A 16,612-nucleotide genomic window follows, 5' to 3' on the forward strand; every position below is an offset into this window, starting at 1 on the left:
ACGGGCTCCCCACCAGGTCGCCGCCGTGACGCATCATGCCAACCGAGTACCGCCGGCGGCATGCGTGACACCGTGATCGGTGGTCATTTCTCGCGCTGGTCGAGCGGGAGGGGCAGGAGCTTGGCCTGTTGGCCGACGACTTGACCGTCATCGTATTCCGCTAACTGATTTAGTAGCAACGGCGGTTCGTCCGGGGACTGCCCTGCGCCGATGCGAAGTGCGCGAGGTCCGGCCGATCACCCGTGGTGCCAGTGTCCACCGGGTGGGTGACGGGACCGGTGCCGGCGAGGCGATCCACGTTGCTGTAGGGCTGGTCGACGACGAAGCCTTGGCCGGAGTCGAGCCAGAAGAACGGGAGTTGGTCGCCGACGCGGGCGATGACCTCCAGATTCCCCGGGACTCCGTAGCTGCTCTGAGTCATCGTCGCGGCGGCTGGACCCCGGCATTCCAGCCCCAGACCCGGTTGCCTCAGCACGGCGACGAACGTTCCTACTCGAAGGACCGCAGCCGCAGGCTGTTGGTGACCACGAAGACCGACGAGAACGCCATCGCCGCTCCCGCGATCACCGGGTCGCGCATGCCGAAGGCCCAGTCGTCGCAGCTCGGCCACCGCTTCGGCGCTGGTGTCCTTGACCGCGTCGGCGACGGTGAGGACACCGCATGCCTCGCCGTCCCAGGCGACGGCGACCGCCGTATGTCCCTCGGCCTCGGCAGTGGCTTTGGCCTCGGCGAGTTCCCGGGGCAGATTTGTGGCCCGGGGAGCTGTCAGGCGCGGCCGACGAGCTCGTAGCCGGCCTCCTCGACGGCGGCGCGGACGGCCTCCTCGTCGAGCGCGGCGGTGGAGGTGACGGTCACCTCGCCGGTCTTGGCGACGGCCGTGACCGCGCTGACGCCGTCCAGCGCGGAGATCTCCTTGGAGACCGCGCCCTCGCAATGGCCGCAGGTCATGCCGGACACGCGGTAGACCGTGGTGGTGGCACCCGTGCCCACGATCTGGACGTCGGACGTGGTGCCGGAGCCGCAGGAACCGGAGCCGCCGCAGCAGGAGCTCGTGCTGGTGTTCGTCTCGGTGGTCATGGCTTCTTCCTCCGGTGTGAGGTGCGTGGCGTCGCTCGCCGGTGGAGGGGATGACGGTTCACCCCTACCGGCCGATGGCCCCACACTATACCCCCTAGGGGTATTAGACCACCTGGATTGCTGCCCGCGCGGGGCTGCTTGAAGGGTGCTCAGCCCGCTAATTTACTTAGTAGCCCTCGCGACCTGCGACGACACCTTCAGTCAGATGGCGGCTCGTGGCGGCCGTTCTTCGGGAGAGTGCCTGCGGGGTCATGCGACCATCATCAGCAGCATCGCGGACATGGTCCCGCCCATGCCGATATGGGCCGCGAGCGCCGCATCCGGGGTGGCTCCGACCTTGCGCCGGCGTCCCCGACCGGACCGCTTGGCCGTGCTGCTCCTGTCCCAGACCGAGAGCGTCAGCGATGCCAGGAAGACCACCACCGTGTCCGGCATGGCGAGCAGCCAGCGGCTCCAAGCGGCCCCTCCGCCCGCTCGCCGGTCGGTGCCGCGGATCCTGGCCCACACGGAGGCGCCGATCGACAGGAGGAAGTACACCGCGAGCGCCGCGAACATGACGCGCCAGGCGGAGGCGGAGAGTCCGAAGGTGCTGGCGTCGGCGGCAGCGGTGGTCGCGCCCGACATGTTCATCCCGTGCACGGATCCCATACCCTGCATGGACTCCATGCCCTCCATCGAACCCATGCCGGCCATCTGCTCATGCGTGCTCGTCGTGCTCGCCATGTTCTCCATGCCCGGCATGTTCGCCATGGCGGAGCCACCCAGGGCGAGCACCGGTCCGGACGACGTACTCGTCATGGCAAGCGTCATGATCGCCATGCCGGCACTGCCGACGATGAGGTGCACCCAGTGTCGACCGTGCTTCCACCCGCACGACCGCGTGTGTTTGACCGCCATCGCCACGCCGCCGAGCCCGAGGATGCCGAACGCCGCCGCCCACCACATGCCGTGGCCCGCGTACCAACCGACCGTGGCGGGCAAGGCCATGGCGCCCATGCACAGGCCCATCAGCAGGTCGCCGCCCGCCGCGAAACGGGTCTCGCCGCTCGTCGTCGCCACCCGGATCGCACTGACGCCGGCCACCAGGACGGCAACCACCGCCACGGCCCAACTGAGCGCCAGAGTTCCCATCATCACCCTCCTGGTCATCAACTCCTATTATCCTTAGTACGTTCAGAGGGTGAGGGTTGTTCAGGGGGTCAGAGCCGCGCGGCGGAATTCTTGACCCACCTCGCTTACGACGCCTGACGCGTCAGAGCACGCGTACCGCCCCGGTCGGCGGGTCCCAGGAGAGGGGCTTCTCGACGATGCCCGTGGAGGGATTCTCGGCTCCGACGAACTTGCCGTCACCGACGTAGAGCGCCGTGTGGTACGCGCTGCCCGCGCTGCCCCAGTGGAGGATGTCGCCAGGCTGGAGGTTGCTCAGCAAGACCGGAGTGCCGACGGTCGACTGGTCCTGTGAGACGCGCGGCAGGCTGATGCCGGCCTGCTTGAACGCGGCCTGCATGAGGCTGGAGCAGTCCCAGGAGTCGGGGCCGGTGGCGCCGAGGACGTAGGCGTCGCCGATCTGCGCCCGGGCGAAGGCGATGACCGCGGCGGCCGAACCGCTGACATTGGACGAGGAGGCGCTCGGGGCGGAGGCGGTGCTGGAGGAGGCCGCAAGTGTGGTCCGCTCCGCGGAGCGCGAGGCAGCGGCCTTCTTGCGCGCGGCCTCGGCCTTCCGCGCGGCTTCGGCCTTCTTCTTCGCCTCGGCGAGGTCCGACTTGGCCTGTTCGGCGGCCTTCGCGGCGGCGGCGTCACGCTCGGCCTGCAGTTCGTAGTTGGCCGCGGCCTGCTGGGTGGCGTCGGCGGACTGCGCGACCTGAGCGGCCAGATCGGCCGTGAGGGCGGGCAGTTCGATCGTCTGTGTCACCGTCTCGGCGGCGTTCGCGGAACCGGAGGCCCCGGCGACTGCCAGGCTGCCGAGGACGCCGCCGGCGACTCCGGCTCGTCTCGCGATGGTCGACACGCTGGGGCGGGGCTTGCGGCGGCTTCGTATGTGAGCGGTGTGGGACATGCGGACATCGTGGGCTGCGAGTGCAGGCCGTCAACTAAGTAGCTTCGTTTTTACGTCCGATTCGCCCATGGCGATACCACCGGTCAAGGCTGATGGCCAGTCCCGGCCTCTTGGGATCCCGGGGACTGTGATGCAGGTCATGGGGTGAGTGTCCGCGTGGTACGGCCGTCGATGAGGAAGTCGAAGTGCGCACTGCCGTCCGAGTGCCGTGACTCCGCCACTGTCCTCCGCGAGCCACTATCGAGACAGCATGTATTGACAGAGACACTGTGTCTCGATAAAGCTGGTGATGTGAAGCCCGGGTGCTGATCCGGACCACGAGACACGGCGGAAGGACTCCGGAATGGCCCGCTCGGACCGTTGTCCCCATCACCCCCACTCCGCTTCCACGGAGCCACCGGGACCCGAGGACCTCTATGCCGACCCGCCTCCCTGGGACATCGGCCGGCCGCAACCGGCCTTCCTCGGCCTCGCTGAGGCGGGGGCCATCCGGGGAAGGGTGCTCGATGTCGGTTGCGGGACGGGCGAGCAGGCGCTCATGTGCGCGGACCTCGGCCTCGACGTCACCGGCATCGACCTCGCCACCCGGGCCCTGCGCACCGCCGAGGACAAGCGGCGCAGGCGAGACCGCGCGGCGCGGTTCCTGCACTGGGACGCCCTGAAGCTGGCCGACCTGGGGGAAACCTTCGACACCGTTCTCGACTGCGGACTCCTCCACGTCTTCGCCGCCGACGACCGTGCGGCCTACGTCGACGGCCTGCGGGCTGTGACCCGGCCGGGCAGTCGCTACTTCGTGCTGTGCTTCAGCGACCGGCAGCCCGGTGAGTGGGGGCGGGTGCACAAGCTGACGAAGTCCGAGATCGAGACCTCGTTCGCCGAGGGATGGCGAGTCGACTCCATGGACCCCAGCACCATCGACATCACCACCGACCCGGACGGCATCCGGGCCTGGCTCGTCGCCCTCACCCGGACCTGACCACTTGAGAAGCCCAGAAGGGAATGCGATGCCGACCGCGGAAGCCCGCGTGGAGACCGAGCGCGCGAGCCGTTACCTCGGCCAACTCTGCCGACACACCCAGCAGATGGGACGCCACCCCCACTATGGACAGGGCGGTGGCAGCCACAGATTTCCTCAAGTGCACGACGCCGACTGGTCCGACACCCACGGGACGGTCCGGATGAGTCTGGGCCAGTGGACCTTGCAGGCCACCCCGGACGCACTCGTACTGCGCATCGAAGCCGCGAATCAGGCGGACCTGCAACAGATGCGGGATCTCATCACCGCCCGCGTCGAGAAGATAGGCAGGCGTGACCGGCTGACGGTGGCCTGGCAACCGACCGAATCACCCGGCACGATCCCGGACACGAGCGGCAGGGCGGACGCCTCGCATCCCAAGAGGCGCGGTCACTTCGGTGGTGCGACCCGCCGATGGACCCTCGGGACGGTCCTCGGAGTGGTCGTGCTGATGGTCGCCGCGCATCTGGTGCTGGGTGGCTCGCTCCTGGCGGCGACCCGGTGGTGGGGCTGGGGCGCCGGCGCGGTCGTCGTCGCGATCATTCTGGCAAAGGTCATCGGGATGGTTGGATACGTCGCCCATCGCCGCCGACGGCGCACCCCGTAGCGCGACGATGCGAGTCCCAGCACAACACGAGGCCCGTTGACAGACGCACTGTGGCACCGGTACGGGCAACTGGCCTTCGTGTCTTGGTTCTTGGAGTTTGGATTCTGGATTCTGGCCGGCTTACCGGTCGTACTGCGGTGGCTCCACGATCGTCGGGTCCTTGGCCGTCTTGGCCAGCGGTGGATCCATCGGATCCTCGCCGTTGGACCAAGGCCGGACGTGGCCGTCGGCTCCGCCCGCCCAGGGCTGGAGCGGGGCGTTGACCGACGAGGCCGGCTGGGTGCCCGGAGTGCCGTATACCTGGTCCGGGTCGAGACGCCAGGCGTGGCCGGGTGCCTTTTGCCAACGGGCCCACAACCGGTCGACGTTGGAGTGGAGGAGGAAGACGAAGGGATCGTGGAACGAGAAGTGCGGGTTCGCGATCGTGCCGCGGATGTAGCGGCTGTGGATGTAGTTGTGCGAGCCCTGCAGGACCGCGTCCATGGCCGTGTACTGCTGTTCTCGGGGCAGTTGATCGGCGACCGTCAGGATCGTGTCGTCCAGGGCGATACCGAGGCCGAAGGCTACATTGTCCAGGTCCGCGACCACCGGTGGTCCTGCGGCGAGATTCCGCCAGACCTTGGTGTGGGAACCGGGTTCGGTGGTCTCGAAGTCGGGGAACGGCTCGCCGATGTCGCCGGAGGCGCTGCCCATGAACGTGGTGGTGAACAGTGCGGCACGGCCGACACCGCTCACCCGGGGGTCGGTGGTCCAGTCCCAGTAGTGCAGGGAGAGATCGGGGTCGACCCTGCGCAGCAGACCCTCCAGCCGATCGACCAATTCACGGTGCCACGGCAGAAACGCCGGCCCGCCGTGCACGTCCTGGCCGGCGGCGTGCGCGCCCTTGTGGACCTCTTCCTGCTTGTCCCAGTACGTGACCCCGTCGGGGAACGTGTACTTGCTGGTGTCCAGCTGCTGAAAGGCCTCACGCAGCCGTACGCGTTCGTCCTCGCTCACTCTTGCGACATCGCGGCGGACTCCGTCTCCCAGAACCATGGCGGGCACCTCCCGAGGTTCCTCTTGCGGTCCCTTCCACCATCGCCCCGACTCCTTCTCGCCGCGACCGGTGGAGGCGCCCTTCACATGGGGGAAGAGCGAGGTGGGAGAGCTCAGTGCGTTGAGCGTCCTGGGTGGTCGCCGTGGCCCCGGTGTCCAGGCGTCGAGCTCCGGTTGCCCGACGCACCGCGCAGATCACGGAGCCCGGAAAGGGTGACCGTGACCAGACGGTCGGCCGCCGCGTCAGAGGGCAGCTCGGCGGCCGCCGTGAGGGCATGGAGGCAGTAGGTCGCGAGTTCGTCGGGTGGGACGTCGCCGCGGAGTTCGCCGGCCCGCGCACCCTCCGCCAGCAGGTCCCGGAGCATGTGGTGGAGCTGCTGTTGCGCCTCGACGACCCGTTCGTCCCGGTGGAGAAGGGCCGAGAGATCGGTGGCACTGTGCCCGCGGGAATGGCGCGAGATGCGGGCGAAGGCCCTGAGGACCGCTTCGAGTTTCGAGGCGGCGCCGTCGACCTGGTCGCGCACCTCCGCCAGCTGTTCCAGATGCTCGGTGACCTGGCGGTCGTGCCAGGCGAGCAGGATCGCCTCGACGTCCGGGAAGTACTTGTACAGCGTGGCCCGGCCGATGCCGACCTGCTCGGCGATCTGGGACATGGTCACCGACCGCACGCCGCGCTCTGCGGCCAGATCCGCCGTGGTGTCGAGGATCGCGTCGTGCACCGCGCGACGGTGCGCGTCGATCGTCTCGTTCCATAGCTTCGGCACCGGATCAGTCTACGTAACGGCGGCGTCGGTCCATGGTGGTGACCTGCCGGGGATGATCAGACCCGGACGCCGAACTCGAACGGGCCGCCGATCGTGCTCATCGACTCGTACCGGACGACCGTGCCGGTCCGAGGCGCGTGCAGGATCTGCCCGTTGCCCGCGTACAGACCGACATGATGCAGATCTACGAAGAAGAACACCAGGTCGCCCACTTGGAGATCGCTCTTCGAGGCCGAGAGCGCTGCGGGCGCTGTCGCGGCTCGCTCGCTCCTCCTTCGCGGCCAGGGCCGCCTTCTCCTTGGCGGTCAGGATCCTGATGAGCCTCTGCGCCTCTCCGAGCCTGGCCTGGACCTGCTCGACCCGCTGGGCGCTCAGCTGGTCGAGCGTGGACGCCTTGTCGAGGTAGTCGTCCGGGCCGGAGTCGAGGAAGAGCTGGACCGACGGGTCGACGGCACCGGACCGGTACGGGACGCCGGCCGGCGAACCGAGGCTGTCCCGCAGGGTGGTTGTGATTGCCGCAAGCGCGAACTCACTCAACCCGTCAGGCGGCCTTCTCGCCGGCTGGAGTGACGGCGAACCACATCTTGTCCTTGCCCTGGCCGTTCATCTGTCCGGCCTTCGTGTCGCCCATGTACCGGTACAGCGGCCAGCCGCCGAGGGTGAGCTGCTTCATGCCGTCCGAGCGGTCGACGCTGCCGAGGAGGCTCTTCTCCACGCCCATCGTCTGCACGGAGTCCTGCGCCATGACCGGCATCCACGTCTTCGCGCAGGTGCCCGTGCACATCGACATCGACGGGGTCGCCTGGTCCATGTCCGAGCGGTAGAGGGTCATCCCCTTGTCGTCGGTGACCACGCTGCCCATGCCCTTCATCGTCCTGGCCATCAGCATGGTGGTCGTGGCCATGTCTCCGCTGCCGGAATCGCCGCTGTCGGCCGGCGCGGACGTCGCGGGAGCGGCGCCGGTCGTGGCGACCGAGGTGGCATTGCCGGGGCTCGTGCTGGAGGCGTTGTCCGACGAGGAGCCGCATGCCGCCAGCAGGAGCATGGAGGCGAGACCTGCGGCTGCTGCGAGGGCGGTGCGTTGGCGGATCACGGGTTTCCCTTCGCCAGGAGGTTGTCGCGTCTACTTACCTCCTTAGTACGTTGGGCAACTCCATGCTGCTCAGCCACTGGTGCCACATGGCGGAGTCTTGACCATCGGGCGTACGGCCGGGGGCGTCGCAACACGGCACTGCGGTACCCGAGTTCGCGGTTCTGCTTCAGATGCGTTCAGCCGAGGCCGGGTGGGCAGGCGACCAGGAGTGGCAGCAGCGGGACCGTCATGGCCGAGAGGGCGACAGAGCCCCACAGCACAGGGTGCGGCGCCTTGCGTGGGCCCAGGATGCGCTTGAGGCGGATCAGGGCGTTCGGACCGCCCGCCGCCAGCGCGCCCTTCGGGGTGCGAGCTGCCGCCATCTCGTACATCGCGGTGGCCAGCACCTCCTGGGAGTGACTGCGCAGCGCCCGGTCGTCGGCGATCATCTCCAGCAGCAGCGCGGTCTGCTCCCGGGCGTGGCGTGCCAGCGGCACCCAGCGGAACAAGGAGTGGAAGGCCTCGACGGCGGCGAGGACCAGGTGGTGCCGGCCGGCGATATGGGCCTGCTCGTGTTCCAGTACGGCGTCGAGCTGCTCGGACGTCAGGTGACGTACGGCCGCGTCGCTGATCACGATCCGCGGGCGGCGGCCGGGCAGGCAGTAGGCCGCGGGGGTGTCGTACGGCAGGACCGTGGCGCACAGGCGGGCCGAGTGGCGGCCCACCAGGTCGAGGGCTTCACGGTGCTGACTGCGCTGCCGATGGGCTCGTACGACGTGGAAGGAGAAGGTCGCCACGAGGGCGAGCCCGATGGCGGCGGGAATCCCGGCGGCCAGCCGGTCCGCCAGGACGGGATCGGGCTCGGCCCCGTCCGTGCTCAGCCCGCAGTTGTGCAGGAGGCCCACCAGCCCCGCGTGCAGATGCTCGGTGGGCAAGGCCAGGCTGGCCGCGGTGAGGGCGGCCGAGATCGAGAAGGAGACCGCGAGGGCGTGCCATACGGCAGCCGCCAGTGCCGGGGCCCGGTGCGGCCAGCGGCTGCGCAGCAGCAGACGGGGAGCGACGACGCCCACCGCTGCCGTGTAGCCGACGAGTGCCGGGGCCGCGTTCACGACTCCGCCTTCGCCTGCCGACTCACGTTCCGCAGGGCCCTGCGCAGGGCTGCGACCTCGTCCTCGGACATGTTCTCCACGAAGTGGACCAGTGCGGTGGAACGGTCCTTGCTCTCGCCGAGGCCGTCCTCCATGAGCGCGGCGGCGTAGGCCTCGCGGCTGCGCACCGGTGCGTACAGCCAGGCTCGGCCCTGCTTGCCGCGCAGCAGCCACCCTTTGGTGTAGAGGATGTTGGTGACGGTCATGACCGTGGTGTATGCGACGGGGCGCGTCCTGTTGATGTCGTCGACCACCTCACGCACCGTCGCCGGACGGTTCCACGTCCAGAGACGATCCATGATCTCCGCCTCAAGATCCCCCAGCCGCCGCATCGCCCTGACTCCTCCTCGCCACCCAATACGCAAGGCCATAGTAGACGCCTGCCCTCCCGGGCTTGCGGGGCGACGGCGGAAGTGGCTGATGATCCATGCCCAGGATGAGGCAGTGACCCGCCTCGGACAGCGCCGGCAACCGCAACCGACGTTGCGGTCCCGCGGGCTGCTCGTCTGCGCGCTGCTCTTGGGCCTGCTCGCCATGCACGGCCTCGGGCCGGTTCCCGGAGCCGCCGCCGGTTCGTCCGGGCACGATCGGATGACGTCGCGCGCGCATACGGCTGTGACGGCGTCGATGCCGGGCGGGTGCGATCACGGCGACGGCGGCTGCACCGGCCACGCGAACCTTGCCGCTCCGACGTGTGCCTCGGCGTCCGTTCCCGGGACGCCCGGGGTGGCACCGGTCCTGCTGTCCGACCCGGCATCCTGCGCCGAACTCCAACTCCTGCGGATCTGGAGCGGCCCGCGCGTCGCTGCGTGTTCAAACGCATCCGTCGTACCGCCCTCGCCGTCACCGCCGGCGCGGACGCTCTCGTGCTGGCCGCCTGTGGCGACGGCAGCGGACGGTCACGACATGGGGTCGATGAACTCCGGCTCCAGCCTTTCCGCGACCGCCTCGGCCAGCCGCATCCGCGACCGCCCGCACTTGCGCTCGGAGTCAAGGACCTCGCCATGAAGATCAAGGGGGGCGCAGGACCCGGAGATCAGGACGATGTCCGGATGCTCGGCAAGAGCTGCACCGTCCCCTCGCTTCCCCGGGGACTCGCCTCAATGGGTGGTCCCGTGTCGCGCAGGTGACTTGTTCACTTACGAAGCAGGTTAGGATCACGGCGTGATCAAGGCCTGGTCTCCTTCCGTCGCGCAGTGGGGCCGCTCATCAGCGGTTCTGTGGCGCGTACTCGGACTGGGCCTGTTGCTCCTCGGTCTCCTCTACACGCACGCCGTCAGCCCCGAGGAGACGGTGAGTCACCTCACCGCCTCTGTCGACGATGGCAGAAACGTTGCGAGTGCCGGCTCGGATCTGCTCGCCGACGATCAAGCGGCGGGTCATCACGGCGGCCACGACCGGCAACACACCGGCGAGCACTGTGCGTTGGGCCAACCCTCGCAGGGGCCCGCTGTGGTTGTGCCCGGCCTGTCGCCGCTGAGTCCCGGGAGCGGCGACGGAGCCGACGCGCCCCCGCCGGCGTGCTTCGGTCACTCGACAGCGCGGGACGCAGCGGCTCCCATAGCGCACGCGGCGGACTCTGCGGTTCTTCGTATCTAGGCCGGACTTCTCGGACTGCCCTGCCGGTTCATGACGTCCGGCCTCCTGCCCAGCGGCGGACGGTCCGCTTTCAACGCCATCGGCCGGTGGCCCATCTGGATGCCTCCCAGCAGGTCGGCGCTGCTCGACCTGCCGCGCGGCGTGCCCCGGCCGCCGCACGAGACGAGCATCCGCATGCGTCCATGACGAACGAGAGCCAACGAAATGCACTCCCTGGCCACGGGCGACTCCGTCCCCGCCCACTCCACTCTCCAAGGGCTCGTCGGCAACACACCCGTTCTGCGTGTCTCCCAGCCCTTCACCCCGTCCGACCGCGGCTTCTGGGCCAAGCTGGAGGGCTTCAACCCCGGCGGCATCAAGGACCGCCCGGCCCTGCACATGGTCGAACGGGCCTGCGCCCGAGGCGAGTTGGAGCGCGGACGCCCGATCATCGAGTCCACCAGCGGCACCCTCGGCCTCGGCCTCGCCCTGGCCGGAATGGTCTACGGACACCCCGTCACCCTCGTCACCGACCCCGGGCTCGAACCCTCGATGAACCGCTTGCTCGCGGCCTACGGGGCCTCGGTCGACGTGGTGCCCGAGCCGCACACCACCGGCGGCTGGCAGCAGGCGCGCTGCGACCGCGTCGCCGAACTGCTCGCGGAGCACCCCGGATCCTGGTGCCCCGACCAGTACAACAACCCCGACAACGTGGCCTCCTACACCCCGCTGGCCCTCGAACTCGCCTCGCAGCTGGGCCACATCGACGTCCTCGTGTGCAGCGTCGGCACGGGCGGTCATTCTGCGGGCATTTCGCGGGTGCTGCGTCAGCTCTACCCCGCAGTGCGGCTGGTGGGTGTCGACGCGGTTGGATCGACCATCTTCGGCCAGCCCGCCCGGCCCCGCCTCATGCGCGGACTCGGCTCCAGCATCTACCCCCGCAACGTCTCCTACGAGCACTTCAGCGAGGTGCACTGGGTGGCTCCCGGCGAATCGGTGTGGGCCTGCCGGCAGTTGGCCGCCTCGCACTACGCCACGGGTGGCTGGAGCGTGGGCGCCGTCGCGCTGGTGGCCGGGTGGCTCGCCCGGACGAACCCCTCGGGCACTCGTATCGTGGCCGTCTTCCCCGACGGGCCCCAGCGATATCTGGAGAGCGTCTACGACGACCAGTTCTGCGCCGAGCACGGGCTGTTGGACGTGACTCCGGCAGCCGAACCCGAGGTCGTCGGCCGTCTTGACGAGAAGGAGGTCGCCCGCTGGACCCGCTGCACGGCGGTGCACGACCCGCTCTCCCCGATGGCCGGGGCGAGCGACGCGGAGGGCGGCGAGAAGTGAAGACGTCGCTCGCGCAGATCCGCTCCCACGAACGGAGCGTTCAGCTGCTTCTGCTGAACCAGTTCACCATCAACCTCGGCTTCTACATGCTGATGCCGTATCTGGCGCAGCACCTGTCCGGATCCCTGGGCCTGGCCGGCTGGCTGGTCGGACTCGTCCTGGGCGTACGGAACCTCAGCCAGCAGGGCATGTTCCTGGTCGGCGGCACGCTCGCCGACCGGCTCGGCTACAAACCGCTGATTGTGGCGGGCTGCGTCCTGCGGACCCTCGGCTTCGCCGCGCTCGGTCTGGCGGACTCGCTCCCGGCGCTGCTGGCAGCCTCGGCGGCCACCGGTTTCGCGGGTGCGTTGTTCAACCCTGCCGTCCGGGCCTACCTGGCGGCCGACGCGGGGGAGCGCCGCGTCGAAGCCTTCGCCCTGTTCAACGTCTTCTACCAGGCGGGCATCCTGCTCGGCCCACTGGTGGGGATGCTGCTGACCGGCTTCTCCTTCCGGCTCACCTGTCTCGTCTCGGCGGCCATCTTCGCGTTGCTGAGCGCCGTACAGATCAGGTCGCTTCCTGCTCGACGCCCGGACCAGGTCGCGCGCGTGGGCGCCGAGAACCAGGAGGGTGTGCCGGCGCAGTGGCGGGGGATGGTGCGCAACCGCCCGTTCCTGCTCTTCGCCACGGCCATGATCGGTTCGTACGTCCTGTCCTTCCAGGTCTACCTGGCCCTGCCGTTGGAGGTGCGACGGCTCGGCGGTCAGGGGGAGTTCGGTACGGCGGCTGTGGCGCTGTTGTTCGCCGTGTCCGGGCTCGCCACGATCTTCGGCCAGACCCGGGTGACAGGGTGGTGCAAGCAGCGGCTCGCGCCCGGACAGGCCCTGGCCTGGGGGCTGTTGAGCATGGGGCTGGCCTTCGTTCCGTTGCTCGCGGCCACGGCCGTACCCGTTCCGGACGCGGGAATCGGGCGCCGGCTGCTCGCCGTTGTACCGCCCACACTGGCCGCACTGCTGCTGGCGCTCGGCACGATGGTCGCGTACCCCTTCGAGATGGACACCATCGTCCAGCTCTCCGGCGGTCGTCTCGTCGCCACCCACTACGGGCTCTACAACACCGTCTGCGGCATCGGGATCACGCTGGGCAACCTGCTCACCGGAGCGGCCCTGGACACCGCCAGGGCGGCCGGCATGTCCGCGCTGCCCTGGCTGGCACTGCTCGTCCTCGGGCTGGCCTGCGCCGGATCCCTGTACGGGCTGCACCGTACCGACCGTCTGACACCCGTCGCGGCCTGACGGGCCAGACCTGTCGAGTTGCCTGGAGCCCGACCAGGCCTCCAGGCAACCGGCTTCAGGCTCTAGAAGAAGCCCAGCTTCTTCGGCGCGTACGACACCAGCAGGTTCTTCGTCTGCTGGTAGTGCTCCAGCATCATCTTGTGCGTCTCGCGGCCGATGCCCGACTGCTTGTAGCCGCCGAAGGCGGCATGCGCCGGGTACGCGTGGTAGCAGTTGGTCCAGACGCGGCCCGCCTGGATCGCGCGGCCCGCGCGGTACGCCGTGTTGATGTCTCGCGTCCACACGCCCGCGCCGAGCCCGTACAACGTGTCGTTGGCGACCTTGATCGCGTCGTCGAAGTCGTCGAAGGAGGTCACCGAGACGACCGGGCCGAAGATCTCCTCCTGGAAGATCCGCATGCGGTTGTCGCCCTCGAAGATGGTCGGCTGGACGTAGTAGCCGCCCTTCAACTCGCCGTCGTACTCGATGCGTTCACCGCCCGTGAGGACCTTCGCGCCCTCCTGCCGGCCGATGTCCAGGTAGGAGAGGATCTTCTCCAGCTGGTCGTTGGAGGCCTGGGCGCCGATCATCGTGTCGGTGTCCAGCGGGTGGCCCGGCCTGATCAGCTCGGTGCGGGCGACGGCCGCCTCGACGAACTCGGCGTAGTTGCCGCGCTGCACGAGCGCCCGGGACGGGCAGGTGCACACCTCGCCCTGGTTGAGCGCGAACATGGTGAAGCCTTCGAGGGCCTTGTCGCGGAAGTCGTCGTTGTGCGCCCAGACGTCGTCGAAGAAGATGTTGGGCGACTTGCCGCCGAGCTCCAGCGTGACCGGCTTGATGTTCTCGGAGGCGTACTGCATGATCAGCCGCCCGGTTGTGGTCTCTCCGGTGAACGCCACCTTCGCCACCCGCGGCGACGACGCGAGCGGCTTGCCCGCCTCCACGCCGAAACCGTTGACGATGTTCACGACGCCCGGCGGGAGCAGGTCGGCGATGAGGCTCATCCAGTAGTGGATGGAGGCCGGCGTCTGTTCGGCGGGCTTGATGACGACCGCGTTGCCCGCCGCGAGTGCCGGCGCCAGCTTCCAAGTCGCCATCAGGATGGGAAAGTTCCACGGGATGATCTGCGCGACCACACCGAGCGGCTCGTGGAAGTGGTACGCCACCGTGTCGTCGTCGACCTCGCCGAGCGAACCCTCCTGCGCGCGGATCGCGCCCGCGAAGTACCGGAAGTGGTCGATGGCCAGGGGGATGTCGGCGGCGAGCGTCTCGCGGACCGGCTTGCCGTTCTCCCAGCTCTCGGCGACCGCGAGCGACTCGAGGTTCGCCTCCATCCGGTCGGCGATCTTCAGCAGGATGTCGGAGCGCTCGGTCACCGACGTACGGCCCCACCCAGGGGCGGCCGCGTGCGCAGCGTCCAGCGCCCGCTCGACGTCCTCCGCCGTGCCGCGCGCGATCTCGGTGAAGGGCTGCCCGTTCACGGGCGAGGGGTTCTCGAAGTACTGCCCACGGGCCGGCGGCACGTATTCGCCGCCGATGAAGTGGTCGTAGCGCGCCTGGTAGGAGACGACCGCGCCCTCGGTACCGGGCGCCGCGTAACGGGTCATACTGCTCTGCCTCCTTCGCAGCGCTGCCCGCCGTTGGGCAGCTCTCGACGCGAGGCTAGGGACGCGGACGTTGCAACTACGTTGCCGCTCGCCCCCGCCATTCGGCCGGTACCCGCAGCTCCGACTCCAGCGCCGCGAGCCGCGAACGGACCGCCGCCGTCGGGCGTACCGCGGCGAGCGCCCGCCACACGTCCAGGTCGTCCTCGCCCCACGGCGCGTGCGCCCAGTCCGCGAGCAGGTCGGGATCGCGGCGGGCGATCAGCGCCGTGCGCAGCCCGTCGGCGAGACGCTGCCTGAGCCGTACCACCGCCGGCGCCTGCGAGCCCGGCAGCAGCGGCCCGGCGTAACCGGTGGCGGCCGCCGTCACCGCACCGGTCTCCAGCCGCCGCTCGACCACGTCCACGTCCGACTCGACGGGCACGGTCAGCCGGTACGGCCGTGACTCCAGCAGCCCCGGCCCCAGCACCCGGCGCAGCCGGGCCAGTTCGGCACGCAGGGTCACCGGCGTCACCGACTCGTCCTCGTACAGTGCGCACAGCAGCTCGTCGCCGGTCAGCCCCTCCGGATGCCGGGCCAGCAGCACCAGGATCTCGCTGTGCCGGCGGCTGAGCCTGATCCTGCGGCCGCCGAGCAGCAGGTGCGCCTCGTCGCGGCCCAGCGCCGTCAGCTCGGGTGCGTCGACGGCGGGCAGCTCGGGGACGAGCAGCGCCAGCTGCGACTCGGCGGCGCGCGCCACCGCCTGCACGAAGCCCAGGCTGTGCGGATGCGCGAGCCCGTCCCCGCCCGTGATGTCCACGGCACCGAGTACCCGCCCGGTCCGCGGATCGTGCACCGGAGCCGCCGCGCAGGTCCAGGGCTGCACCCGCCGGATGAAGTGCTCGGCCGCGAAGACCTGCACGGGCCGGTCCACGGCGACCGCCGTCCCCGGCGCGTTCGTCCCCATCGCGGTCTCCGCCCAGCGGGCACCCGGCACGAAGTTCATCCGCCCCGCGTCCCGCCGGGTCGTCGGATGGCCCTCGACCCACAGCAGCCTGCCGTGCGCGTCGCAGACCGCGAGCAGATGCTCCCCGTCGGCGGCGAAGGTCCCCATCAGCTCCCGGAACAGCGGCATCACCCGCGCCAGCGGATGCTCGGCCCGGTAGGAGCCCAGGTCACCGTCCATGAGCTCCACGTCCGCCGTGCCGTCGGGCCCCACGCCTGCCCGCGCGGAACGCCGCCACGACTCGGCCACCACCGAACGCACCGGCCGGGGCACCGTGCCCCCCTCGGTGAACGTCTCGTGCGCGCGACGCAGCATCCGCGCGTGCTCGGCAGGGTCGGCCCCCGGCTCCAGGGCCACCCACGGATCGGTCAACTGGGCCTCCCCGAACGGTGATGCGGCTGGGGACATCGTCACTCCGGGTACGCGCTCCGACAACCGTTTCGACCACGCTCACCCGAACGGGGCCCCCGCCGCCCCGTCAGGCGAAGTTGACCAGTCTGATGTAGCGCGTCCAGTCCCAGTAGGGCCCGGGGTCGGTGTGGTCCGTGCCCGGCACCTCGTAGTGCCCGATGATGTGCTCCCGGTCCTTGGGGATGCCGTACTTGGCGCAGATCGCCGCGGTGAGTCTCGCCGACTGCTCGTACATGGCGTTCGTGAAGTAGGCGGGCTTGTCCACCCAGCCCTCGTGCTCGATGCCGATGCTGCGGGTGTTGTAGTCCCAGTTCCCCGCGTGCCAGGCGATATTGGCCTCCCGGACGCACTGCGCGATGTAACCGTCCGCCGAGCGCACCACATAGTGCGCGGACACCTTCTTCTTCGAGTTCTGGAAGATCGCCAGTGTGTCGGAGTACGTCTCCTGCGTGACGTGGATGATCACGTAGTCGATCGGATAGGCCGAGGGGCGGCTCGACACCGTGTAGTTCGACGTGCTCGCCGGCTGCCATTCGGCGGTCGGGTAGTCGTCGGACTGGGCCACCGCACCGGCCCGCGCGTCGGGCAGCAGCGCGTAGGGGACGGCGGCGAGTGCGGCGCCCTTGAGGAACCGCCGCCGGGTGGTGCCGGGTCTTGCCCGCTCCATGGAAA

General features: G+C 69.6%; 17 protein-coding genes and 1 pseudogene. 5 read left to right on the forward strand and 13 right to left on the reverse strand.

Translation table 11 applies throughout. The features are described from left to right. Positions 1-169: 169 nt before the first annotated feature. The 4 genes from ABZ848_RS12245 to ABZ848_RS12260 all read right to left on the reverse strand — a co-directional run bounded on the left by ABZ848_RS12245 (position 170) and on the right by ABZ848_RS12260 (position 3,133). Positions 170-421 (reverse strand): hypothetical protein, encoded by a 252-nt coding sequence (locus ABZ848_RS12245; protein ID WP_360829860.1) that lies wholly within the window; start codon positions 419-421, stop codon positions 170-172. 344 nt (positions 422-765) lie between these two features. After that, a complete protein-coding gene (locus ABZ848_RS12250; RefSeq protein WP_360829456.1) occupies positions 766-1,077 on the reverse strand; it encodes a heavy-metal-associated domain-containing protein in 312 nt (103 codons plus the stop codon). A 249-nt stretch (positions 1,078-1,326) separates the two neighbouring features. Further along, positions 1,327-2,226 (reverse strand): DUF5134 domain-containing protein, encoded by a 900-nt coding sequence (locus tag ABZ848_RS12255; RefSeq protein ID WP_360829459.1) that lies wholly within the window; start codon positions 2,224-2,226, stop codon positions 1,327-1,329. Positions 2,227-2,329: 103 nt separating this feature from the next. Beyond that, on the reverse strand, positions 2,330-3,133 hold the full coding sequence (locus tag ABZ848_RS12260; protein ID WP_360829462.1) for a C40 family peptidase: 804 nt from the start codon (positions 3,131-3,133) through the stop codon (positions 2,330-2,332). A gap of 343 nt (positions 3,134-3,476) precedes the next feature. On the opposite strand from ABZ848_RS12260, the gene ABZ848_RS12265 reads away from it, so the two are divergent. Both ABZ848_RS12265 and ABZ848_RS12270 read left to right on the forward strand, forming a co-directional pair. Continuing rightward, a complete protein-coding gene (locus tag ABZ848_RS12265) occupies positions 3,477-4,109 on the forward strand; it encodes a class I SAM-dependent methyltransferase (protein ID WP_360829465.1) in 633 nt (210 codons plus the stop codon). Positions 4,110-4,137: 28 nt separating this feature from the next. After that, complete coding sequence (locus ABZ848_RS12270) at positions 4,138-4,755, forward strand: DUF2218 domain-containing protein (protein ID WP_360829468.1); 618 nt, start codon at positions 4,138-4,140, stop codon at positions 4,753-4,755. Between the two features lie 120 nt (positions 4,756-4,875). Here ABZ848_RS12270 and ABZ848_RS12275 read toward each other — a convergent pair whose 3' ends face one another. From ABZ848_RS12275 to ABZ848_RS12300, 6 genes and pseudogenes are all read right to left on the reverse strand, one after another. Next, on the reverse strand, positions 4,876-5,790 hold the full coding sequence (locus ABZ848_RS12275; RefSeq protein ID WP_360829471.1) for a tyrosinase family protein: 915 nt from the start codon (positions 5,788-5,790) through the stop codon (positions 4,876-4,878). 113 nt (positions 5,791-5,903) lie between these two features. After that, positions 5,904-6,554 carry a TetR/AcrR family transcriptional regulator gene (locus tag ABZ848_RS12280; protein WP_360829474.1) on the reverse strand — a complete coding sequence of 217 codons (651 nt, stop codon included), beginning with the start codon at positions 6,552-6,554 and terminating at the stop codon, positions 5,904-5,906. Positions 6,555-6,610: 56 nt separating this feature from the next. Next, a pseudogene (locus ABZ848_RS12285) lies at positions 6,611-7,055 on the reverse strand (NlpC/P60 family protein); the annotation flags it as partial. 40 nt (positions 7,056-7,095) lie between these two features. Continuing rightward, positions 7,096-7,647, reverse strand: coding sequence for a hypothetical protein (locus ABZ848_RS12290; RefSeq protein ID WP_360829476.1), 552 nt, complete (start codon positions 7,645-7,647; stop codon positions 7,096-7,098). Between the two features lie 176 nt (positions 7,648-7,823). Then, positions 7,824-8,735: a M56 family metallopeptidase gene (locus tag ABZ848_RS12295; RefSeq protein WP_360829479.1), complete on the reverse strand. Its 912-nt coding sequence runs from the start codon at positions 8,733-8,735 to the stop codon at positions 7,824-7,826. Next, entirely contained in the window at positions 8,732-9,106 is a 375-nt protein-coding gene (locus ABZ848_RS12300; protein ID WP_360829482.1) for a BlaI/MecI/CopY family transcriptional regulator, read from the reverse strand. Before ABZ848_RS12300 ends, ABZ848_RS12295 begins: the two co-directional genes overlap by 4 nt. An 88-nt stretch (positions 9,107-9,194) precedes the next feature. On the opposite strand from ABZ848_RS12300, the gene ABZ848_RS12305 reads away from it, so the two are divergent. From ABZ848_RS12305 to ABZ848_RS12315, 3 genes are all read left to right on the forward strand, one after another. Continuing rightward, positions 9,195-9,782 (forward strand): DUF6153 family protein, encoded by a 588-nt coding sequence (locus ABZ848_RS12305; protein WP_360829485.1) that lies wholly within the window; start codon positions 9,195-9,197, stop codon positions 9,780-9,782. A gap of 795 nt (positions 9,783-10,577) precedes the next feature. Then, positions 10,578-11,687, forward strand: a complete 1,110-nt coding sequence (locus tag ABZ848_RS12310; protein WP_360829488.1) for a PLP-dependent cysteine synthase family protein — start codon at positions 10,578-10,580, stop codon at positions 11,685-11,687. Then, entirely contained in the window at positions 11,684-12,961 is a 1,278-nt protein-coding gene (locus ABZ848_RS12315) for an MFS transporter (protein WP_360829491.1), read from the forward strand. Before ABZ848_RS12310 ends, ABZ848_RS12315 begins: the two co-directional genes overlap by 4 nt. 62 nt (positions 12,962-13,023) lie before the next feature. Here ABZ848_RS12315 and ABZ848_RS12320 read toward each other — a convergent pair whose 3' ends face one another. The 3 genes from ABZ848_RS12320 to ABZ848_RS12330 all read right to left on the reverse strand — a co-directional run bounded on the left by ABZ848_RS12320 (position 13,024) and on the right by ABZ848_RS12330 (position 16,607). Beyond that, entirely contained in the window at positions 13,024-14,547 is a 1,524-nt protein-coding gene (locus ABZ848_RS12320) for an aldehyde dehydrogenase family protein (protein ID WP_360829494.1), read from the reverse strand. A 76-nt stretch (positions 14,548-14,623) separates the two neighbouring features. Next, positions 14,624-15,937 (reverse strand): GAF domain-containing protein, encoded by a 1,314-nt coding sequence (locus tag ABZ848_RS12325; protein ID WP_360829497.1) that lies wholly within the window; start codon positions 15,935-15,937, stop codon positions 14,624-14,626. A 70-nt stretch (positions 15,938-16,007) separates the two neighbouring features. Continuing rightward, positions 16,008-16,607, reverse strand: coding sequence for a peptidoglycan recognition family protein (locus ABZ848_RS12330; protein ID WP_360829499.1), 600 nt, complete (start codon positions 16,605-16,607; stop codon positions 16,008-16,010). Between the last annotated feature and the right edge of the window lie 5 nt (positions 16,608-16,612).

Origin of the sequence: Streptomyces sp. NPDC047081 (assembly GCF_040643775.1) — a bacterium.
Taxonomy (GTDB): domain Bacteria; phylum Actinomycetota; class Actinomycetes; order Streptomycetales; family Streptomycetaceae; genus Streptomyces.